Origin of the sequence: Klebsiella sp. GW_Kp182 (assembly GCF_040062275.1) — a bacterium.
Lineage (GTDB): Bacteria > Pseudomonadota > Gammaproteobacteria > Enterobacterales > Enterobacteriaceae > Klebsiella > Klebsiella michiganensis.
The window spans coordinates 11,574-30,591 of the sequence record NZ_JBEAFQ010000005.1 but is presented as its reverse complement, the minus strand read 5'-3'; the positions used below and the strand labels follow the sequence as shown (position 1 = coordinate 30,591).

At 55.0% G+C, this 19,018-nt stretch carries 13 protein-coding genes and 1 pseudogene; all 14 read left to right on the top strand.

The window, feature by feature from the left end:
• Positions 1 to 97: 97 nt before the first annotated feature.
• The 14 genes and pseudogenes from ispU to ABLU88_RS06755 all read left to right on the top strand — a co-directional run bounded on the left by ispU (position 98) and on the right by ABLU88_RS06755 (position 18,975).
• On the top strand, positions 98 to 856 hold the full coding sequence (gene ispU / locus ABLU88_RS06820; RefSeq protein ID WP_004098751.1) for a (2E,6E)-farnesyl-diphosphate-specific ditrans,polycis-undecaprenyl-diphosphate synthase: 759 nt from the start codon (positions 98 to 100) through the stop codon (positions 854 to 856).
• A 12-nt stretch (positions 857 to 868) separates the two neighbouring features.
• The gene (gene cdsA, locus ABLU88_RS06815; RefSeq protein WP_348836246.1) at positions 869 to 1,726 is read left to right on the top strand and encodes a phosphatidate cytidylyltransferase; all 858 of its coding nucleotides are present in this window, start codon (positions 869 to 871) and stop codon (positions 1,724 to 1,726) included.
• Positions 1,727 to 1,737: 11 nt separating this feature from the next.
• Complete coding sequence (rseP, locus tag ABLU88_RS06810) at positions 1,738 to 3,090, top strand: sigma E protease regulator RseP (protein WP_348836245.1); 1,353 nt, start codon at positions 1,738 to 1,740, stop codon at positions 3,088 to 3,090.
• Positions 3,091 to 3,121: 31 nt separating this feature from the next.
• Entirely contained in the window at positions 3,122 to 5,551 is a 2,430-nt protein-coding gene (gene bamA / locus ABLU88_RS06805; protein ID WP_014228002.1) for an outer membrane protein assembly factor BamA, read from the top strand.
• A gap of 130 nt (positions 5,552 to 5,681) precedes the next feature.
• Positions 5,682 to 6,167: a molecular chaperone Skp gene (gene skp / locus ABLU88_RS06800; RefSeq protein ID WP_004098757.1), complete on the top strand. Its 486-nt coding sequence runs from the start codon at positions 5,682 to 5,684 to the stop codon at positions 6,165 to 6,167.
• Positions 6,168 to 6,170: 3 nt separating this feature from the next.
• Complete coding sequence (lpxD, locus tag ABLU88_RS06795; protein ID WP_348836244.1) at positions 6,171 to 7,196, top strand: UDP-3-O-(3-hydroxymyristoyl)glucosamine N-acyltransferase; 1,026 nt, start codon at positions 6,171 to 6,173, stop codon at positions 7,194 to 7,196.
• A 102-nt stretch (positions 7,197 to 7,298) separates the two neighbouring features.
• Positions 7,299 to 7,754, top strand: a complete 456-nt coding sequence (gene fabZ / locus ABLU88_RS06790; RefSeq protein WP_004098761.1) for a 3-hydroxyacyl-ACP dehydratase FabZ — start codon at positions 7,299 to 7,301, stop codon at positions 7,752 to 7,754.
• 3 nt (positions 7,755 to 7,757) lie between these two features.
• Positions 7,758 to 8,546 carry an acyl-ACP--UDP-N-acetylglucosamine O-acyltransferase gene (gene lpxA / locus ABLU88_RS06785; protein ID WP_032748064.1) on the top strand — a complete coding sequence of 263 codons (789 nt, stop codon included), beginning with the start codon at positions 7,758 to 7,760 and terminating at the stop codon, positions 8,544 to 8,546.
• Positions 8,546 to 9,694 carry a lipid-A-disaccharide synthase gene (gene lpxB, locus ABLU88_RS06780; RefSeq protein ID WP_348836243.1) on the top strand — a complete coding sequence of 383 codons (1,149 nt, stop codon included), beginning with the start codon at positions 8,546 to 8,548 and terminating at the stop codon, positions 9,692 to 9,694. Before lpxA ends, lpxB begins: the two co-directional genes overlap by 1 nt.
• Entirely contained in the window at positions 9,691 to 10,287 is a 597-nt protein-coding gene (gene rnhB / locus ABLU88_RS06775; protein ID WP_160742689.1) for a ribonuclease HII, read from the top strand. Before lpxB ends, rnhB begins: the two co-directional genes overlap by 4 nt.
• A gap of 38 nt (positions 10,288 to 10,325) precedes the next feature.
• Positions 10,326 to 13,808: a DNA polymerase III subunit alpha gene (dnaE, locus tag ABLU88_RS06770; RefSeq protein ID WP_009654544.1), complete on the top strand. Its 3,483-nt coding sequence runs from the start codon at positions 10,326 to 10,328 to the stop codon at positions 13,806 to 13,808.
• A gap of 12 nt (positions 13,809 to 13,820) precedes the next feature.
• Complete coding sequence (gene accA / locus ABLU88_RS06765) at positions 13,821 to 14,780, top strand: acetyl-CoA carboxylase carboxyl transferase subunit alpha (protein WP_004098771.1); 960 nt, start codon at positions 13,821 to 13,823, stop codon at positions 14,778 to 14,780.
• Positions 14,781 to 14,970: 190 nt separating this feature from the next.
• Positions 14,971 to 16,761 (top strand): annotated as a pseudogene (locus tag ABLU88_RS06760) (glycoside hydrolase family 19 protein).
• Between the two features lie 75 nt (positions 16,762 to 16,836).
• Positions 16,837 to 18,975 carry a lysine decarboxylase LdcC gene (locus ABLU88_RS06755; RefSeq protein WP_025107388.1) on the top strand — a complete coding sequence of 713 codons (2,139 nt, stop codon included), beginning with the start codon at positions 16,837 to 16,839 and terminating at the stop codon, positions 18,973 to 18,975.
• Positions 18,976 to 19,018 lie beyond the last annotated feature (43 nt).

Sequence of the window (19,018 nt, the reverse complement as noted above, 5' to 3'; positions counted from 1 at the left end):
CGTAGCTCCGGCACCGGATAAAAATGCGTATCCAGCGCTGACCGGTGGCCCGTGTTTAGTAGCTTAGCTAATCCTTATTATGGACTTAAAACGCGTTATGTTGTCTGCTAATCAAACTGTCAGCGAAATGTTGCCTGCGCATGGCTGTCGTCATGTGGCCATTATTATGGATGGCAACGGGCGTTGGGCAAAACGGCAAGGAAAGATCCGCGCCTTTGGCCATAAAGCCGGCGCTAAATCTGTTCGTCGCGCCGTCTCTTTCGCGGCGAATAATGGTATTGAAGCGTTGACGTTATACGCGTTCAGCAGTGAAAACTGGAATCGCCCGGCGCAGGAAGTCAGCGCGCTGATGGAGCTGTTTGTCTGGGCGCTGGATAGCGAAGTGAAAAGTCTGCACCGGCATAATGTGCGTCTGCGTATTATCGGCGAGACCACGCGCTTCAATGCGCGTCTCCAGGAGCGTATTCGCAAAGCGGAGGCGCTGACTGAGAACAACACCGGTTTGACCCTGAATATTGCGGCGAACTACGGCGGCCGCTGGGATATCGTCCAGGGCGTTCGTCATCTGGCCAAACAGGTGCAAGACGGGGTGCTTCAGCCCGAGCAAATCACAGAAGAGATGCTGAGCCAGCAGGTCTGCATGCATGAACTGGCTCCCGTAGATTTAGTTATTAGGACCGGGGGAGAGCATCGCATTAGTAATTTTTTGATTTGGCAAATTGCCTATGCCGAACTTTACTTTACGGATGTTCTTTGGCCCGATTTCGCTGAACAGGACTTTGAAGGTGCACTCCATGCCTTTGTTAATCGAGAGCGTCGCTTCGGCGGCACTGAGCCGGGCGGCAACAATGCCTGATGGGGGTCACTTTTGCTGAAGTATCGCCTGATTTCTGCTTTCGTCTTAATACCCGTTGTTATTGCGGCGCTTTTTTTACTGCCGCCCGCGGGTTTTGCCATCGTTACGCTAGTCGTCTGTATGCTCGCCGCGTGGGAGTGGGGGCAATTTAGCGGTTTCACTTCAACTACCCAGAGAGTCTGGCTGTCAGTGCTTTGCGGTCTGCTGCTGGCGCTGATGCTATTCCTGATACCGGAATACCATTATGACGTTCATCAACCGCTGGTTGAGGGCGCGCTATGGGCGTCATTAGGCTGGTGGGTCGTCGCGCTGCTTTTAGTGCTGACTTACCCCGCTTCAGCGGCTTTCTGGCGCAATTCAAAAACGCTCCGTCTGATTTTTGGCGTCCTGACCATCGTGCCGTTTTTTTGGGGCATGCTGGCGCTTCGGGCCTGGCATTACACCGATGACCATTATAGCGGTGCGCTGTGGTTGCTGTACGTGATGATTCTGGTCTGGGGCGCGGATTCCGGCGCTTACATGTTCGGAAAAATGTTCGGTAAGCATAAGCTGGCGCCGAAGGTTTCTCCGGGTAAAACCTGGCAGGGTTTTTTCGGCGGTCTGTTAACGGCAGCGGTTATCTCCTGGGCATACGGCTGGTGGGCCCATCTGAATGTTACGCCGATGGTGCTGCTGGTGTGTTCTATTGTCGCGGCCCTGGCTTCGGTACTGGGCGACCTGACCGAAAGCATGTTTAAACGCGAAGCTGGCATTAAAGATAGCGGAAATCTGATTCCCGGACACGGCGGTATTCTCGATCGTATCGATAGCCTGACGGCCGCGGTGCCCGTGTTTGCTTGCCTGCTCTTGTTGGTTTTCAGGACGATTTGACGGAAGGTTTTATGCTGAGCGTTCTCTGGAATTTGGCTGCTTTTATTATTGCGCTGGGCGTGTTGATCACCGTCCATGAGTTTGGCCATTTCTGGGTTGCTCGCCGCTGCGGTATCCGCGTTGAGCGTTTCTCAATCGGCTTTGGCAAAGCGCTGTGGCGCCGTTTTGACAAGCAAGGAACGGAATTTATTATCGCCCTTATTCCGCTGGGCGGTTATGTCAAAATGCTCGACGAACGCGTTGAGCCCGTGGCGCCAGAGATGCGTCACTCCGCGTTTAACAACAAAACCGTCGGCCAGCGCGCCGCCGTTATTGCCGCGGGGCCAATCGCGAACTTCCTTTTTGCCATTTTTGCCTACTGGCTGGTGTTTATTATCGGCGTGCCGGGCGTGCGTCCGGTCGTTGGCGACATAACGCCCAACTCGATCGCCGCGCAAGCACAAATTGCAAAAGGAACGGAACTTAAAGCGATAGATGGCATCGAAACGCCTGATTGGGATGCAGTACGTATGGCGCTGGTGGCGAAGATAGGCGATCGGCAAACAATAGTTACGGTCGCCCCTTTCGGGACCAATCAACGTCAGGATAAAATCCTCGATCTGCAGCACTGGGCGTTTGAGCCGGATAAACAAGATCCGGTTGCCTCGTTGGGCATTCAGCCTCGCAGCGCGCAGATTGATACCGTCCTGGCTGAAGTACAATCTGACTCGGCGGCGCAGAAGGCGGGTTTGCAAGCAGGCGACAGGATCGTTAAAGTCGATGGTCAACCGTTAACGCAGTGGATGACGTTTGTTAATCTGGTGCGTGATAATCCGGGTAGGGCATTAGTTCTGGACATCGAGCGGCAGGGTAGCCCCCTGTCGGTGACCTTGACGCCGGATACGAAGCCTACCAAAGGCAAAGCGGAGGGGTTTGCAGGGGTCGTACCTAAGGTCATCCCGCTGCCTGATGAATATAAGACAGTGCGTCAGTACGGGCCATTTGCCGCCATCGCTGAAGCCACGGATAAAACCTGGCAGCTGATGTCGTTAACGGTCCGAATGCTGGGCAAATTGATAACCGGTGATGTCAAACTGAACAACCTCAGCGGGCCGATTTCTATCGCCCAGGGGGCTGGGATGTCAGCGGAATTTGGGTTGATTTACTATCTGATGTTCCTTGCGCTGATCAGCGTGAACCTCGGCATAATCAACCTGTTCCCGCTTCCCGTTCTCGACGGGGGACATCTGCTGTTTTTGGCGATTGAAAAGCTGAAAGGCGGGCCGGTATCCGAGCGAGTTCAAGACTTTAGTTATCGCATTGGCTCAATATTGCTGGTGCTGTTAATGGGGCTTGCACTTTTCAATGATTTCTCTCGGTTGTAAGAGAGTTTGTTAGGAAGAACGCATAATAACGATGGCGATGAAAAAGTTGCTCATAGCGTCGCTGCTGTTTAGCAGCGCAACCGTATACGGTGCTGACGGGTTCGTGGTGAAGGACATTCATTTCGAAGGCCTTCAGCGAGTCGCTGTTGGTGCGGCCCTCCTCAGTATGCCAGTGCGTCCTGGCGATACCGTAACCGATGATGATATCAGTAACACCATCCGTGCTCTGTTTGCCACCGGCAACTTTGAGGACGTCCGCGTACTGCGCGATGGTGATACCCTGCTGGTGCAGGTGAAAGAGCGTCCAACGATTGCCAGCATCACTTTCTCCGGTAACAAGTCGGTGAAAGATGACATGCTCAAGCAAAACCTTGAGGCATCCGGCGTGCGCGTAGGGGAATCCCTCGATCGCACCACGCTGGCTGATATCGAAAAGGGGCTGGAGGATTTCTACTACAGCGTCGGTAAGTACAGCGCCAGCGTTAAAGCTGTCGTGACGCCGCTGCCGCGTAACCGTGTCGACCTGAAGCTGGTATTCCAGGAAGGCGTCTCGGCGAAAATCCAGCAGATCAATATCGTCGGCAACCACGCATTCAGCACCGATGAACTCATTTCTACCTTCCAGCTGCGCGATGAAGTGCCGTGGTGGAACGTGGTGGGCGATCGTAAATATCAGAAACAGAAGCTGGCGGGAGATCTTGAAACGCTGCGTAGCTACTATCTGGATCGCGGCTATGCTCGTTTCAACATTGACTCCACGCAGGTTAGCCTGACGCCGGACAAAAAAGGTATCTACATCACCATCAACATTACCGAAGGCGATCAGTACAAGCTTTCTGGCGTGCAGGTGACGGGTGATCTGGCGGGGCATTCGGCAGAAATCGAAGCGCTGACCAAAGTGGAGCCGGGCGAGCTGTATAACGGCACCAAAGTGACCAAAATGGAGAATGACATTAAGAAACTCCTCGGTCGCTACGGCTATGCCTATCCGCGCGTTCAGTCCCAGCCGGAAATCAGCGATAGCGATAAGACCGTGAAGCTGCACGTGAACGTCGATGCGGGTAACCGCTACTACGTGCGTAAAATTCGCTTCGAAGGCAACGATACCTCGAAAGATGCCGTTCTGCGTCGCGAAATGCGTCAGATGGAAGGCGCCTGGCTGGGCAGCGACCTGGTCGATCAGGGTAAAGATCGTCTGAACCGTTTAGGCTACTTTGAAACGGTTGATACCGATACGCAGCGCGTTCCGGGCAGCCCGGATCAGGTTGACGTGGTCTATAAGGTTAAAGAGCGTAACACCGGTAGCTTTAACTTCGGCGTTGGTTACGGTACGGAAAGCGGCGTCAGCTTCCAGGCCGGCGTTCAGCAGGATAACTGGCTAGGTACCGGCTATTCCGTTGGGATTAACGGCACCAAAAACGACTATCAGACCTATACTGAACTGTCGGTGACGAACCCGTACTTTACCGTGGATGGCGTCAGCCTCGGCGGTCGTGTTTTCTATAACGACTTCGACGCTAACGATGCGGACCTGTCTGACTATACCAACAAAAGCTATGGTACAGACATCACGCTGGGCTTCCCGGTTAACGAATACAATACGCTGCGCGCGGGCCTGGGCTATGTGCATAACAAGCTGTCCAACATGCAGCCTCAGGTATCCATGTGGCGTTATCTGAATTCGATGGGGCAGTATCCGGACAACACCAACGACAGAAACTCGTTCAGCGCTGACGACTTCACCTTCAACTATGGCTGGACGTATAACAAGCTTGACCGTGGCTTCTTCCCGACCGAAGGCTCACGCGTCAACCTGAACGGTAAAGTGACGATTCCGGGATCGGATAACGAATACTACAAAGCGACGCTCGATACCGCGACCTATGTACCGATCGATGACGATCATAAATGGGTGATGTTGGGTCGTACCCGCTTTGGTTATGGCGATGGTCTGGGCGGTAAAGAGATGCCGTTCTATGAGAACTTCTATGCCGGTGGTTCAAGCACCGTGCGTGGCTTCCAGTCCAATACTATCGGTCCGAAAGCGGTTTATTTCCCGGCCAGCAGCCGTCATGACGACGACAGCAGCTACGATAACGAATGTAAGAGCAGCGAGTCCGCACCGTGTAAGTCTGATGATGCGGTGGGCGGTAACGCCATGGCGGTTGCCAGCCTTGAGCTGATCACCCCGACGCCGTTTATTAGCGATAAATATGCGAACTCGGTCCGTACTTCCGTCTTCTGGGATATGGGTACCGTGTGGGATACTCACTGGGATTCAGCCGCATATGGTGGTTACCCGGACTACAGCGATCCAAGCAATATCCGTATGTCTGCGGGTATCGCAGTACAGTGGATGTCGCCGTTAGGTCCGTTGGTATTCTCCTACGCTCAGCCGTTTAAAAAGTACGATGGAGACAAAGCCGAACAGTTCCAGTTTAACATCGGTAAAACCTGGTAATGGTATTGGCTACAATGGAATGTAAGTGCAGTTGCAGTATAGCGCTGACTATTGGCGATAACTGAGGTTGTCGCCTGGCCACGCAAATAACGGTACCCCTGGGTACTCATGGGATGGTAAGGAGTTAATTGTGAAAAAGTGGTTATTAGCTGCAGGTCTGGGTTTAGCAATGGTAACTTCCGCTCAGGCGGCAGATAAAATTGCAATGGTTAACATGAACAGCCTCTTCCAACAGGTTGCCCAGAAAACAGGCGTTTCTAACACGCTGGAAAACGAGTTTAAAGGCCGCGCGAGCGAGCTGCAGCGTATGGAAGGCGACCTGCAGTCTAAAATGCAGCGTCTGCAGTCCATGAAAGCGGGCTCTGACCGTACCAAACTGGAAAAAGACGTGATGGCTCAGCGCCAGACTTTCTCCCAGAAAGCGCAGTCTTTCGAACAGGATCGTGCACGTCGTTCTAATGAAGAGCGCGGCAAGCTGGTGACTCGTATTCAGAGCGCCGTGCAGAGCGTGGCTAAAGATCAGAGCATCGATCTGGTTGTTGACTCTAATGCCGTTGCATACAACAGCAGCGATGTAAAAGACATCACCGCTGATGTGCTGAAACAGGTTAAATAAGTAATGCCTTCAATTCGACTGGCTGATTTAGCCCAGCAGTTGGATGCAGAATTACACGGTGATGGCGATATCGTCATCACCGGCGTTGCGTCCATGCAGTCCGCACAAGCGGGCGATATTACTTTCATGGTAAATCCTAAGTACCGTGAACACCTGGCCGCTTGCCAGGCATCTGCCGTCGTGATGACGCAGGATGATTTACCTTTTGCTCATAGCGCCGCGCTGGTAGTGCGTAATCCCTACCTGACCTACGCGCGCATGGCTCAAATTCTTGATACCACGCCGCAGCCGGCCCAGGATATCGCGCCCAGCGCGGTCATCGACGCGACGGCGAAGCTGGGTACCCACGTGGCGATTGGCCCAAACGCCGTGATTGAATCGGGCGTCATCCTCGGTGATAACGTGGTTATCGGCGCGGGCTGCTTCGTTGGGAAAAATACGAAAATAGGTGCCGGCTCGCGTTTATGGGCCAACGTCACCGTTTACCACGACATTGAGATCGGCGAGAATTGCCTGATCCAGTCCAGCACGGTGATTGGCGCTGATGGCTTCGGCTACGCGAACGATCGCGGCAACTGGGTTAAGATCCCGCAGCTGGGTCGCGTGATTATTGGCGATCGCGTGGAGATTGGCGCCTGTACGACCATCGACCGTGGTGCGCTGGACGACACCGTCATCGGTAACGGCGTGATTATTGATAACCAGTGTCAAATTGCGCACAACGTGGTGATTGGCGACAACACCGCGGTTGCTGGCGGCGTCATCATGGCGGGCAGCCTGAAGATCGGCCGCTACTGCATGATTGGCGGAGCCAGCGTGATCAACGGTCATATGGAAATCTGCGATAAAGTCACCGTTACGGGGATGGGAATGGTTATGCGTCCTATCACCGAGCCAGGGGTTTACTCTTCAGGTATCCCGCTGCAGCAGAATAAGGTCTGGCGTAAGACCGCTGCGCTGGTACTGAATATTGATGATATGAGCAAGCGCCTCAAAGCCATTGAGCGCAAGGTTAATCAACAAGATTAGTGCTGCATCCAGCCACATTAAATTTTCGGCCTGTTGCATTCATGAGATTGCCGCAGGCCGTGTTATTATTGCCTTTTAGGATATTTAGACAGGAAGAGTATTTTGACTACTGACACTCATACTCTGCACATTGAAGAGATTCTGGAACTTCTGCCTCACCGATACCCGTTCCTGCTGGTCGATCGCGTGCTGGATTTTGAAGAAGGTCGTTTTCTACGCGCAGTTAAAAATGTTTCTGTAAATGAGCCGTTTTTCCAGGGGCATTTCCCTGGTAAGCCGATTTTACCGGGCGTATTAATTCTCGAAGCTATGGCTCAGGCCACCGGCATTCTGGCATTCAAAAGCGTTGGAAAACTGGAACCGGGCGAGCTGTATTATTTTGCCGGGATTGACGAAGCGCGTTTCAAACGTCCGGTCGTGCCTGGCGATCAGATGATTATGGAAGTCACTTTTGAAAAAACCCGCCGCGGTCTGACTCGCTTTAAAGGCGTTGCAACCGTTGACGGAAAAGTGGTTTGCGAAGCAACGATGATGTGTGCCCGTAGCCGGGAGGCCTGATACGTGATTGATAAAACCGCCTTTATTCATCCTTCCGCCATTGTAGAAGAAGGCGCCGTTATTGGCGCTAACGTCCACGTTGGCCCGTTTTGTATTGTTGGTGCTAACGTCGAAATCGGCGAAGGTACCGTACTGAAATCTCACGTTGTCATCAACGGCCATACCAAAATTGGCCGCGATAACGAGATCTATCAGTTCGCTTCCATCGGCGAAGTTAACCAGGATCTGAAATATGCTGGCGAACCGACCCGCGTGGAAATTGGCGATCGCAACCGCATCCGCGAAAGCGTCACCATTCATCGTGGCACAGTACAGGGCGGTGGATTAACGAAGGTGGGCAGCGATAACCTGCTGATGATCAACGCCCACGTGGCGCACGATTGTACGCTGGGCGACCGCTGTATTCTGGCCAATAACGCGACCCTTGCGGGCCACGTTTCGCTGGATGATTTTGTTATCATCGGCGGCATGACCGCCGTGCATCAGTTCTGCATTATTGGCGCACACGTGATGGTGGGCGGCTGCTCCGGCGTAGCGCAGGACGTTCCGCCGTTCGTGATTGCGCAGGGCAACCACGCAACGCCGTTTGGCGTCAACATCGAAGGGCTGAAACGCCGCGGCTTCAGCCGTGAGGCGATCACTGCGATTCGTAACGCGTATAAGCTGCTGTACCGCAGCGGTAAAACGCTGGACGAAGCGAAAGCTGAAATTGCCGAGCTGGCGGCGCAGTATCCCGAAGTGCAGGCCTTTACCGACTTTTTTGCCCGCTCCACGCGCGGCCTGATTCGTTAATGGCTGAATTGCGTCCCCTGACGATTGCCCTGGTCGCCGGAGAAACCTCCGGCGATATTCTTGGTGCCGGTCTTATCCGCGCGCTCAAAGCCCGCATACCTGATGCCCGCTTTGTCGGCGTTGCCGGGCCGTTGATGCAGGCGGAAGGCTGCGAAGCCTGGTATGAGATGGAAGAGCTGGCGGTGATGGGCGTTGTGGAAGTGCTGGGTCGCCTGCGCCGTCTGCTGCATATTCGCGCCGATCTCACCCGTCGATTGACCGAGCTTAAGCCAGACGTATTCGTCGGCATTGATGCGCCTGACTTCAATATCACCCTCGAAGGTAATCTGAAGAAGCAGGGGATCAAAACCATCCATTACGTTAGCCCCTCGGTGTGGGCATGGCGGCAAAAACGCGTTTTCAAAATTGGCAGATCCACCGATCTGGTACTGGCATTTCTGCCTTTCGAAAAAGCGTTTTATGACAAATTCAACGTTCCCTGCCGGTTTATCGGCCACACGATGGCGGATGCGATGCCGCTGGACCCGGACAAAGGCGCAGCGCGCGACCGTCTGGGGATCGATCGTAACGTGCATTGCCTGGCGCTGCTGCCGGGAAGCCGCGGGGCGGAAGTTGAGATGCTCAGCGCTGATTTTCTGAAAACGGCGCAGCTCCTGCGAGACCATTATCCCGACCTGGAAGTGGTCGTTCCGCTGGTCAACGCGAAGCGGCGGGAACAGTTCGAGCGCATCAAAGCGGAAACGGCGCCGGATCTTGCCGTACACCTGCTCGACGGCCGGGCGCGCGATGCGATGATCGCCAGCGATGCCGCGCTGCTGGCCTCCGGCACGGCTGCGCTGGAGTGTATGCTGGCTAAGTGTCCGATGGTTGTCGGCTATCGGATGAAGCCGTTTACCTTCTGGCTGGCGAAACGGCTGGTGAAGACCGACTATGTGTCGTTGCCGAATTTACTGGCCGGGCGCGAACTGGTTAAAGAACTGCTGCAGGATGAATGCCGGCCGCAGGCGCTGGCCGAGGCGCTAAAGCCGCTGCTGGCCGACGGAAAAACCAGCCACGATATGCATGAAACCTTCCGCGCGCTGCATCAGCAGATCCGCTGCAACGCTGATGAGCAGGCGGCGGATGCCGTTCTGGAGTTAGCAAAATGATGGAATTCGTATATCCGCATACCCATCTGGTTGCGGGAGTCGATGAAGTCGGACGCGGCCCGCTGGTTGGCGCGGTGGTGACCGCCGCGGTTATTCTCGATCCGGCAAAGCCGATCGTCGGTCTTAACGACTCAAAAAAGCTAAGCGAAAAACGCCGCCTTGCGCTATATGACGAGATCAAAGAAAAAGCGCTGTGCTGGAGCCTCGGTCGCGCTGAGCCGCATGAAATCGATGAGCTGAATATTTTGCACGCGACCATGCTGGCCATGCAGCGCGCCGTTGCCGGTTTGCGCGTTTCCCCTGAGTTTGTTCTTATTGATGGTAACCGCTGTCCGCCGCTGCCGATGCCGTCACTGGCGGTCGTCAAAGGCGACAGCCGAGTGGCGGAAATCAGCGCCGCGTCTATTCTGGCTAAAGTGACGCGCGATGCTGAAATGGCCGTACTGGACCGGGAGTTCCCGCAGTACGGTTTTGCGCAACATAAAGGTTATCCCACCGCTTTTCATCTGCAAAAGCTGCTGGAACATGGCGTAATCGAGCAATACCGGCGCAGCTTTGGCCCGGTGAAACGCGCGCTGGGCCTGGCGTCCTGAACTGACACGCAAGCAATTAAGTAACGCGGAATCTGAAGATGGCTGAACCACGTTTCGTACACCTGCGGGTGCACAGCGACTATTCCATGATCGATGGTCTGGCGAAAACCGGACCGTTGGTAAAAAAGGCGGCCGCGCTCGGCATGCCTGCGCTGGCGATCACTGATTTTACCAACCTCTGCGGGCTGGTGAAGTTCTACGGAGCAGGGCACGGTGCCGGAATTAAACCCATCGTCGGGGCCGATTTCCACGTTCAGAGCGATCTGCTTGGCGATGAACTGAGCCAGCTGACGGTACTGGCGGCAAATAATACTGGCTATCAAAACCTGACGCTGCTGATCTCCAGAGCCTATCAGCGCGGCTACGGCGCGGCAGGCCCGATTATCGACCGCGACTGGCTGATCGAATTAAAAGAAGGGCTGATTTTGCTCTCCGGCGGGCGTATGGGCGACGTGGGTCGTAGCCTGCTGCGCGGAAACATGGCGCTGGTGGATCAGTGCGTTGATTTTTATGAACAACATTTCCCTGATTGCTACTTTCTTGAGCTCATTCGCACCGGCCGTCAGGATGAAGAGCCCTACCTGCATGCAGCGGTAGAACTGGCGGAAACCCGCGGCCTACCGGTGGTGGCGACCAACGATGTTCGCTTCCTTGAGCCGGGCGACTTCGACGCCCATGAAATCCGCGTGGCTATCCACGACGGCTTTACCCTCGACGATCCCAAGCGTCCGCGCAACTACTCGCCGCAGCAGTATATGCGCAGCGAAGAGGAGATGTGCGAGCTCTTTTCCGATATTCCCGAAGCGCTGCAAAACACCGTGGAGATCGCCAAACGCTGTAACGTGACCGTGCGCCTTGGCGAGTACTTCCTGCCGCAGTTCCCGACGGGGGATATGACCACCGAAGATTATCTGGTTAAGAAATCCAAAGAGGGTCTGGAAGAGCGTCTGGAATTCCTGTTCCCCGATCCGGATGAGCGGGCTAAACGCCGTCCCGAATATGATGAACGCCTGGATATTGAGCTGCAGGTGATTAACCAGATGGGGTTCCCGGGCTACTTCCTGATCGTTATGGAGTTTATCCAGTGGTCGAAGGATAACGGCGTGCCGGTAGGGCCGGGACGTGGCTCCGGCGCCGGATCGCTGGTGGCCTATGCGCTGAAAATTACCGACCTCGATCCGCTGGAGTTCGACCTGCTGTTCGAACGTTTCCTTAACCCGGAACGTGTCTCCATGCCCGACTTCGACGTTGACTTCTGTATGGAGAAGCGCGACCAGGTGATTGAACACGTCGCGGACATGTACGGTCGCGATGCGGTCTCGCAGATTATTACCTTCGGCACCATGGCAGCGAAAGCGGTTATCCGCGACGTTGGCCGCGTGCTGGGCCACCCGTACGGCTTTGTGGACCGCATTTCTAAGCTGGTACCGCCCGATCCGGGGATGACGCTGGCGAAAGCGTTTGAAGCCGAGCCGCAGCTGCCGGAGATTTACGAGGCGGACGAAGAGGTTAAAGCGCTGATCGACATGGCGCGTAAGCTTGAAGGGGTCACCCGTAACGCCGGTAAACATGCGGGCGGGGTGGTGATTGCGCCCACCAAAATAACCGATTTTGCCCCGCTGTACTGCGATGAAGCGGGCCAGCATCCGGTTACCCAGTTTGATAAGAACGACGTTGAATATGCCGGGCTGGTGAAGTTCGACTTCCTCGGTCTGCGTACGCTCACCATCATTAACTGGGCGCTGGAGATGATCAACGCCCGCCGCGAGAAGAACGGCGAGGGGCCGCTGGATATTGCCGCTATCCCGCTAGACGATAAAAAAAGCTTCGACATGCTGCAGCGTTCGGAAACCACCGCCGTCTTCCAGCTTGAATCGCGCGGTATGAAGGATCTGATCAAGCGTCTGCAGCCTGACTGCTTTGAAGATATGATCGCTCTGGTGGCCCTGTTCCGACCGGGGCCGCTGCAGTCGGGAATGGTGGATAACTTTATCGACCGTAAGCACGGTCGCGAAGAGATATCGTATCCGGACGTACAATGGCAGCACGAATGTCTGAAACCGGTACTGGAGCCAACCTATGGCATTATCCTGTACCAGGAACAGGTCATGCAGATTGCCCAGGAGCTTTCCGGCTATACCCTCGGCGGCGCGGATATGCTGCGTCGTGCGATGGGTAAGAAAAAGCCGGAAGAGATGGCCAAGCAGCGCGGCACCTTTGAAGAAGGGGCGAGAAAGCGCGGCGTTGACGGCGAACTGGCGATTAAAATCTTTGACCTGGTAGAGAAGTTCGCCGGTTATGGATTTAACAAATCGCACTCTGCCGCTTATGCTTTAGTGTCCTATCAGACGCTGTGGCTGAAGGCGCACTATCCGGCTGAATTTATGGCGGCGGTAATGACCGCGGATATGGATAACACCGAGAAGGTTGTCGGCCTGGTGGATGAGTGCTGGCGGATGGGGCTGAAAATCCTGCCGCCGGATATTAACTCCGGCCTGTACCATTTTCACGTTAACGACGATGGCGAAATCGTTTATGGTATCGGCGCCATCAAAGGCGTCGGCGAAGGTCCGATAGAAGCGATCATTGAAGCCCGTAATCAGGGCGGCTATTTCCGCGAACTGTTCGATCTCTGCGCGCGTACGGATATTAAAAAGCTCAACCGTCGGGTGCTGGAAAAACTGATTATGTCCGGGGCCTTCGACCGCCTCGGGCCGCATCGCGCGGCGTTAATGAATTCACTGGGCGATGCGCTAAAAGCCGCCGATCAGCACGCCAAAGCCGAAGCTATCGGTCAGGCGGACATGTTCGGCGTACTGGCGGAAGAGCCGGAGCAAATCGAACAGTCCTACGCCAGCTGCCAGCCGTGGCCGGAACAGGTCGTGCTGGATGGCGAAAGGGAGACCCTGGGGCTGTATCTGACCGGGCATCCGATTAACCAGTACTTGAAAGAGATCGAGCGCTACGTAGGCGGCGTACGACTCAAAGACATGCATCCGACCGATCGTGGTAAAGTGACCACGGCGGCCGGGCTCGTTATTGCCGCGCGGGTCATGGTCACCAAGCGCGGCAATCGTATCGGCATCTGCACGCTGGATGACCGTTCCGGGCGTCTGGAGGTGATGTTGTTCACCGACGCCCTGGATAAATACCAGCAGCTGCTGGAAAAAGACCGCATACTTATCGTCAGCGGACAGGTCAGCTTTGATGACTTCAGCGGGGGGCTTAAAATGACCGCTCGTGAAGTCATGGACATTGACGAAGCCCGGGAAAAATATGCTCGCGGGCTTGCTATCTCGCTGACGGACAGGCAAATTGATGACCAGCTTTTAAACCGACTCCGTCAGTCTCTGGAACCCCACCGTTCGGGAACTATTCCAGTACACCTCTATTATCAGAGGGCGGATGCACGCGCGCGGTTGCGTTTTGGCGCAACATGGCGCGTCTCTCCGAGCGATCGTTTACTTAACGATCTGCGTGGCCTTATCGGCTCGGAGCAGGTGGAACTGGAGTTTGACTAATACAGGAATACTATGAGTCTGAATTTCCTTGATTTTGAACAGCCGATTGCAGAGCTGGAAGCGAAAATCGATTCTCTGACTGCGGTTAGCCGCCAGGATGAGAAACTGGATATTAATATCGATGAAGAAGTGCATCGCCTGCGTGAAAAGAGCGTAGAGCTGACGCGCAAGATCTTCGCCGATCTTGGTGCATGGCAGGTTGCGCAGCTGGCGCGCCATCCACGTCGCCCGTACACCCTGGATTATGTCCGCCTGGCTTTCGACGAATTCGACGAACTGGCCGGTGACCGTGCCTATGCTGACGATAAAGCTATCGTCGGCGGGATTGCGCGTCTGGACGGGCGTCCGGTAATGATTATCGGCCACCAGAAAGGGCGCGAAACCAAAGAGAAAATTCGCCGCAACTTCGGTATGCCGGCGCCGGAAGGCTATCGTAAGGCGCTGCGCCTGATGGAAATGGCCGAACGCTTTAAAATGCCGATCATCACCTTTATCGACACCCCGGGCGCCTATCCGGGCGTCGGTGCGGAAGAGCGCGGCCAGTCTGAAGCGATTGCCCGCAACCTGCGTGAAATGTCGCGTCTGAGCGTCCCGGTTATCTGCACCGTTATCGGTGAAGGTGGTTCCGGCGGCGCGCTGGCAATCGGCGTGGGCGATAAAGTGAATATGCTGCAGTACAGCACCTATTCCGTTATCTCCCCGGAAGGCTGTGCCTCCATTTTGTGGAAAAGCGCCGATAAAGCGCCGCTGGCCGCCGAAGCGATGGGGATTGTTGCCCCGCGTCTGAAAGAGCTGAAGCTGATTGACTCCATCATTCCTGAGCCGCTGGGCGGCGCGCATCGTAATCCGGAAGTCATGGCCGCCTCTCTGAAAGCGCAGCTGCTGGCCGATCTGGCTGACCTCGATGTTCTGAGCGAAGAAGATCTGCTGAACCGTCGCTATCAGCGTCTGATGAGCTACGGCTACGCCTGATTATCTGACTCATTTTTTATCCCTAAGGGCCGGATTTTCCGGCCCTTTTTTTATGTGTTGTTTACTGAGACGAGATGAGATGAATAAGAGCTAATGTGATTAGCCGATGATGCCGATCTCCCCTAAAAGTGCAGCAACTGCCAGGGATTGCGACCCGGCAGGCCGTTAACAAGGATAAAGGAGAAATACTATGGCATTGCACAAAACCGTCGCATTAAGCGCCGTGGCCGCAGGGATCATGTTAAGCCTGGGGGCCGCACAGGCCACACCGTTGCTTGGCGCAACGGAAGCGACAACCATCAAGGCGAGTGACCTGGCCGCGAAAGAAAAAGCCTTAACCGACTTTCCGCTCATGACATCGGTAAAATCATCGATTCAAACGCTGCCGAACAGCGAAGTTGAAAAAATCGAGCCGGGTCTGGCGACCAACCCGGCAAACGTGAAGCGCGTGGAAAGCATTCTGTCCGAAAAGGATTGGGAATATCTGTTCCCGATGCGCGCGGCAGAATATACCTACTCTAACTTTCTGAAAGCTATTGGTAAATTCCCTGCGGTTTGCGGGACCTATACCGACGGACGCGATAGCGATGCCATATGCCGTAAATCTCTGGCAACCATGTTTGCCCACTTTGCTCAGGAAACCGGCGGCCACGAAAGCTGGCGCGATATTCCCGAGTGGCGCCAGGCGCTGGTTTATCTCCGTGAAGTGGGCTGGGTTGAAGGTCAGAAAGGCGGCTACAACGGGGAGTGTAACCCGGATATCTGGCAGGGGCAGACCTGGCCCTGCGGTAAAGATAAAGACGGCGACTACCTGAGCTACTTTGGCCGCGGTGCAAAACAGCTCTCCTATAACTACAACTACGGCCCGTTCTCCGATGCCATGTACGATGGCGACGTTCGTCCTCTGCTGGATAAACCGGAGCGGGTGGCGGATACCTGGATGAACCTGGCGAGCGCGGTGTTCTTCTTCGTTTACCCGCAGCCGCCGAAGCCCTCTATGCTACACGTCATCGACGGAACCTGGGTACCAAACGATCATGATAAAGCGAATGGCCTGGTTGAAGGCTTTGGGGTCACCATTCAAATTATCAACGGCGGCGTCGAGTGCGGCGGGGCGGAAGAGAACGCGCAGTCTCTGAACCGTATTGCCTACTACAAAGAGTTCGCAAACTACCTGAAAGTGCCGATTGCTGATGATGAAGTTCTCGGCTGTAAGAATATGAAGCAGTTCGATGAAGGCGGCGCGGGCGCGTGACCGATTTACTGGGAAGAGGATTGGGGATGGAGCCCGGACACCGCTGACGGCAAGACTAACGCCTGCCAGCTGGTGGGCTACCAGATGCCGTATAGCGCCTTTAAACAAGGTGACTATGCGAAGTGCGTCCAGAGCCACTTCAACGTCAATATCATCGACGATACCGGCCAGGCCGAGGATACCACCCCGGCAACGCCTGACGATACCACGCCTGCGCAGGAAACTAACGTGGCGCCGGTTGCGCGTATCGCCGGTCCGATTGGCGCTATCGAAGCGGGCGCCAGGGTTTCCCTGAGCGCGGAGGGCTCTACCGATGCGAATGGCGATAAGCTCACCTATACCTGGATGTCGCAGGACGGCCAGACTATCAGCGGACAGGATAAAGCCGTTATCACCTTTACCGCTCCGGAAAAAGATCGCGATGCGCAATATGTGGTGAGCCTGACGGTAAGCGACGGGACCTTGTCCAGCACGGCAACGTACACCCTGAACGTGAAGGCTAAAGCTGCTGCTGCGGATGAAACGACCGATGGCAAAGACAGCGACACCATCAGCTATCCTTCCTGGAGCAGTACCCAGACCTGGAAAGCGGGTGATATCGTTAATAACCACGGCGCGCTGTATCAGTGTAAACCGCTACCTGAAGGGGCGTGGTGCAACGTGGCGCCGACCTACTATGAGCCCGGCGCAGGCATTGCCTGGGGCGATGCGTGGAAAGCGCTGTAATAGAGATAAATCCGCCAGTGCTTAGCGCTGGCGGGGTGATATGATGCTTTCCTTAGGTAAATTCAGGAGGAAAGCGTGAATATCATTGCGATCATGGGTCCCCACGGCGTCTATTATAAAGACGAACCGATCAAAGAACTGGAGGCCGCCCTGCAACGGCAAGGTTTCCAGACCATCTGGCCGCAAAATAGCGCCGATCTTTTGCAATTTATCGAGCATAATCCGCGGATCTGCGGGGTTATTTTTGACTGGGATGAATACAGCGTTGATCTGTGCAGCGATATTAATTGCTTAAATGAATATCTGCCGCTGTACGCATTTATCAACGCCCACTCGACGATGGACGTCAGCAGCCAGGACCTGCGCATGACGCTATGGTTCTTTGAATACGCGCTGGGGCTGGCGGAAGAGATCGCTACCCGCATCGGTCAATACACCCGCGAATACCTCGACAACATAACCCCGCCGTTTACCAAAGCCTTGTTCAACTATGTGCAGGAGGGGAAATATACTTTCTGTACCCCCGGGCATATGGGCGGCTCGGCATATCAAAAAAGTCCGGTGGGCTGTCTGTTTTATGATTTCTTTGGCGGGAATACCCTAAAGGCCGACGTCTCTATTTCCGTGACGGAGCTGGGATCGCTGCTCGATCATAGCGGTCCGCATCTGGAGGCGGAAGAGTATATTGCCCGCGCATTCGGCGCCGAACAGAGCTATATGGTGACCAACGGAACCTCGACGTCGAATAAGATTGTCGGTATGTATTCCGCTCCGGCGGGCAGCACCCTGCTTATCGATCGCAACTGCCATAAATCGTTGGCTCATTTACTGATGATGAGCGACGTGGTGCCGCTGTGGCTAAAGCCGACGCGCAATGCGCTAGGGATCCTCGGCGGCATACCCAAGCGCGAATTTACCCGCGACAGTATTCAGCAAAAGGTTAATGCGACAGGCGGCGCCGGGTGGCCTGTGCATGCGGTGATCACCAACTCCACCTATGACGGACTGCTGTATAACACCACCTGGATCAAAGAGACCCTCGACGTACCGTCAATCCACTTTGATTCCGCCTGGGTGCCCTATACCCATTTTCATCCGATCTATCAGGGCAAAAGCGGGATGAGCGGCGATCGCATTGCGGGGAAAGTGATCTTTGAAACGCAGTCGACGCATAAAATGCTGGCCGCGCTATCGCAGGCTTCGCTGATTCATATTAAAGGCAGCTATGATGAAGATACCTTCAATGAAGCCTTTATGATGCACACCTCGACCTCCCCGAGCTACCCGATCGTTGCCTCCATTGAGACGGCTGCCGCCATGCTGCGCGGTAACTCCGGCAGACGACTGATTCAGCGTTCGATTGAGCGGGCGCTGGATTTTCGAAAAGAGGTGCAGCGGTTGCGCGAAGAGTCTGACGGCTGGTTTTTTGATATCTGGCAGCCGGAAGAGGTGGGGGAAGCGCAGTGCTGGCCGGTTTCACCCGGAGAAAGGTGGCATGGCTTTCAGGACGCCGATGACGACCATATGTTCCTCGATCCGGTGAAAGTCACCATTCTGACGCCCGGTATGGACGAGCAGGGCAACATGGATAGCGAAGGCATTCCGGCCGCGCTGGTGGCGAAGTTCCTTGATGAGCGCGGCGTGGTGGTAGAAAAAACTGGGCCGTACAACCTGCTGTTCCTGTTCAGTATCGGTATAGATAAAACCCGGGCGATGGGGCTGCTGCGCGGATTGACCGAGTTCAAACGCGCTTACGATCTCAATTTACGGGTGAAAAACATGCTGCCGGATCTGTACGCCGAAGATCCGGATTTTTACCGCAACATGCGTATTCAGGATCTGGCCCAGGGTATTCATCGTCTGATTCGCCAGCACCAGCTTTCGCAGCTGATGCTTAGCGCTTTCGACGTCCTGCCGGAGATGAAAATGACGCCGCATCAGGCCTGGCAGCGGCAGATTAAAGGCGAAGTGGAAACCATTGAACTGGAGAATCTGGTCGGGCGTATTTCAGCGAATATGATCCTACCGTACCCGCCCGGCGTGCCGCTGCTGATGCCCGGCGAGATGATCGCCGAGGAGAGCCGCGCGGTGCTCAATTTCCTGCTGATGCTGTGCTCCATCGGCCGCCACTATCCGGGTTTCGAAACCGATATCCACGGCGCGAAACGCGATGAAGACGGCGTGTACTGGGTTCGAGTCTTAAAAAATGACTAAGCGCTTGCGCACTCACGAACTGAACGAGTAACGTTGTTGGCTT

What these genes read in the sequence shown, in the direction of transcription:
- ispU (WP_004098751.1), top strand. Translation starts at nt 98, where the DNA reads ATGTTGTCTGCTAATCAAACTGTCAGCGAAATGTTGCCTGCGCATGGC.
- rseP (WP_348836245.1), top strand. Translation starts at nt 1,738, where the DNA reads ATGCTGAGCGTTCTCTGGAATTTGGCTGCTTTTATTATTGCGCTGGGC.
- bamA (WP_014228002.1), top strand. Translation starts at nt 3,122, where the DNA reads ATGGCGATGAAAAAGTTGCTCATAGCGTCGCTGCTGTTTAGCAGCGCA.
- lpxD (WP_348836244.1), top strand. Translation starts at nt 6,171, where the DNA reads ATGCCTTCAATTCGACTGGCTGATTTAGCCCAGCAGTTGGATGCAGAA.
- lpxB (WP_348836243.1), top strand. Translation starts at nt 8,546, where the DNA reads ATGGCTGAATTGCGTCCCCTGACGATTGCCCTGGTCGCCGGAGAAACC.
- rnhB (WP_160742689.1), top strand. Translation starts at nt 9,691, where the DNA reads ATGATGGAATTCGTATATCCGCATACCCATCTGGTTGCGGGAGTCGAT.
- dnaE (WP_009654544.1), top strand. Translation starts at nt 10,326, where the DNA reads ATGGCTGAACCACGTTTCGTACACCTGCGGGTGCACAGCGACTATTCC.
- accA (WP_004098771.1), top strand. Translation starts at nt 13,821, where the DNA reads ATGAGTCTGAATTTCCTTGATTTTGAACAGCCGATTGCAGAGCTGGAA.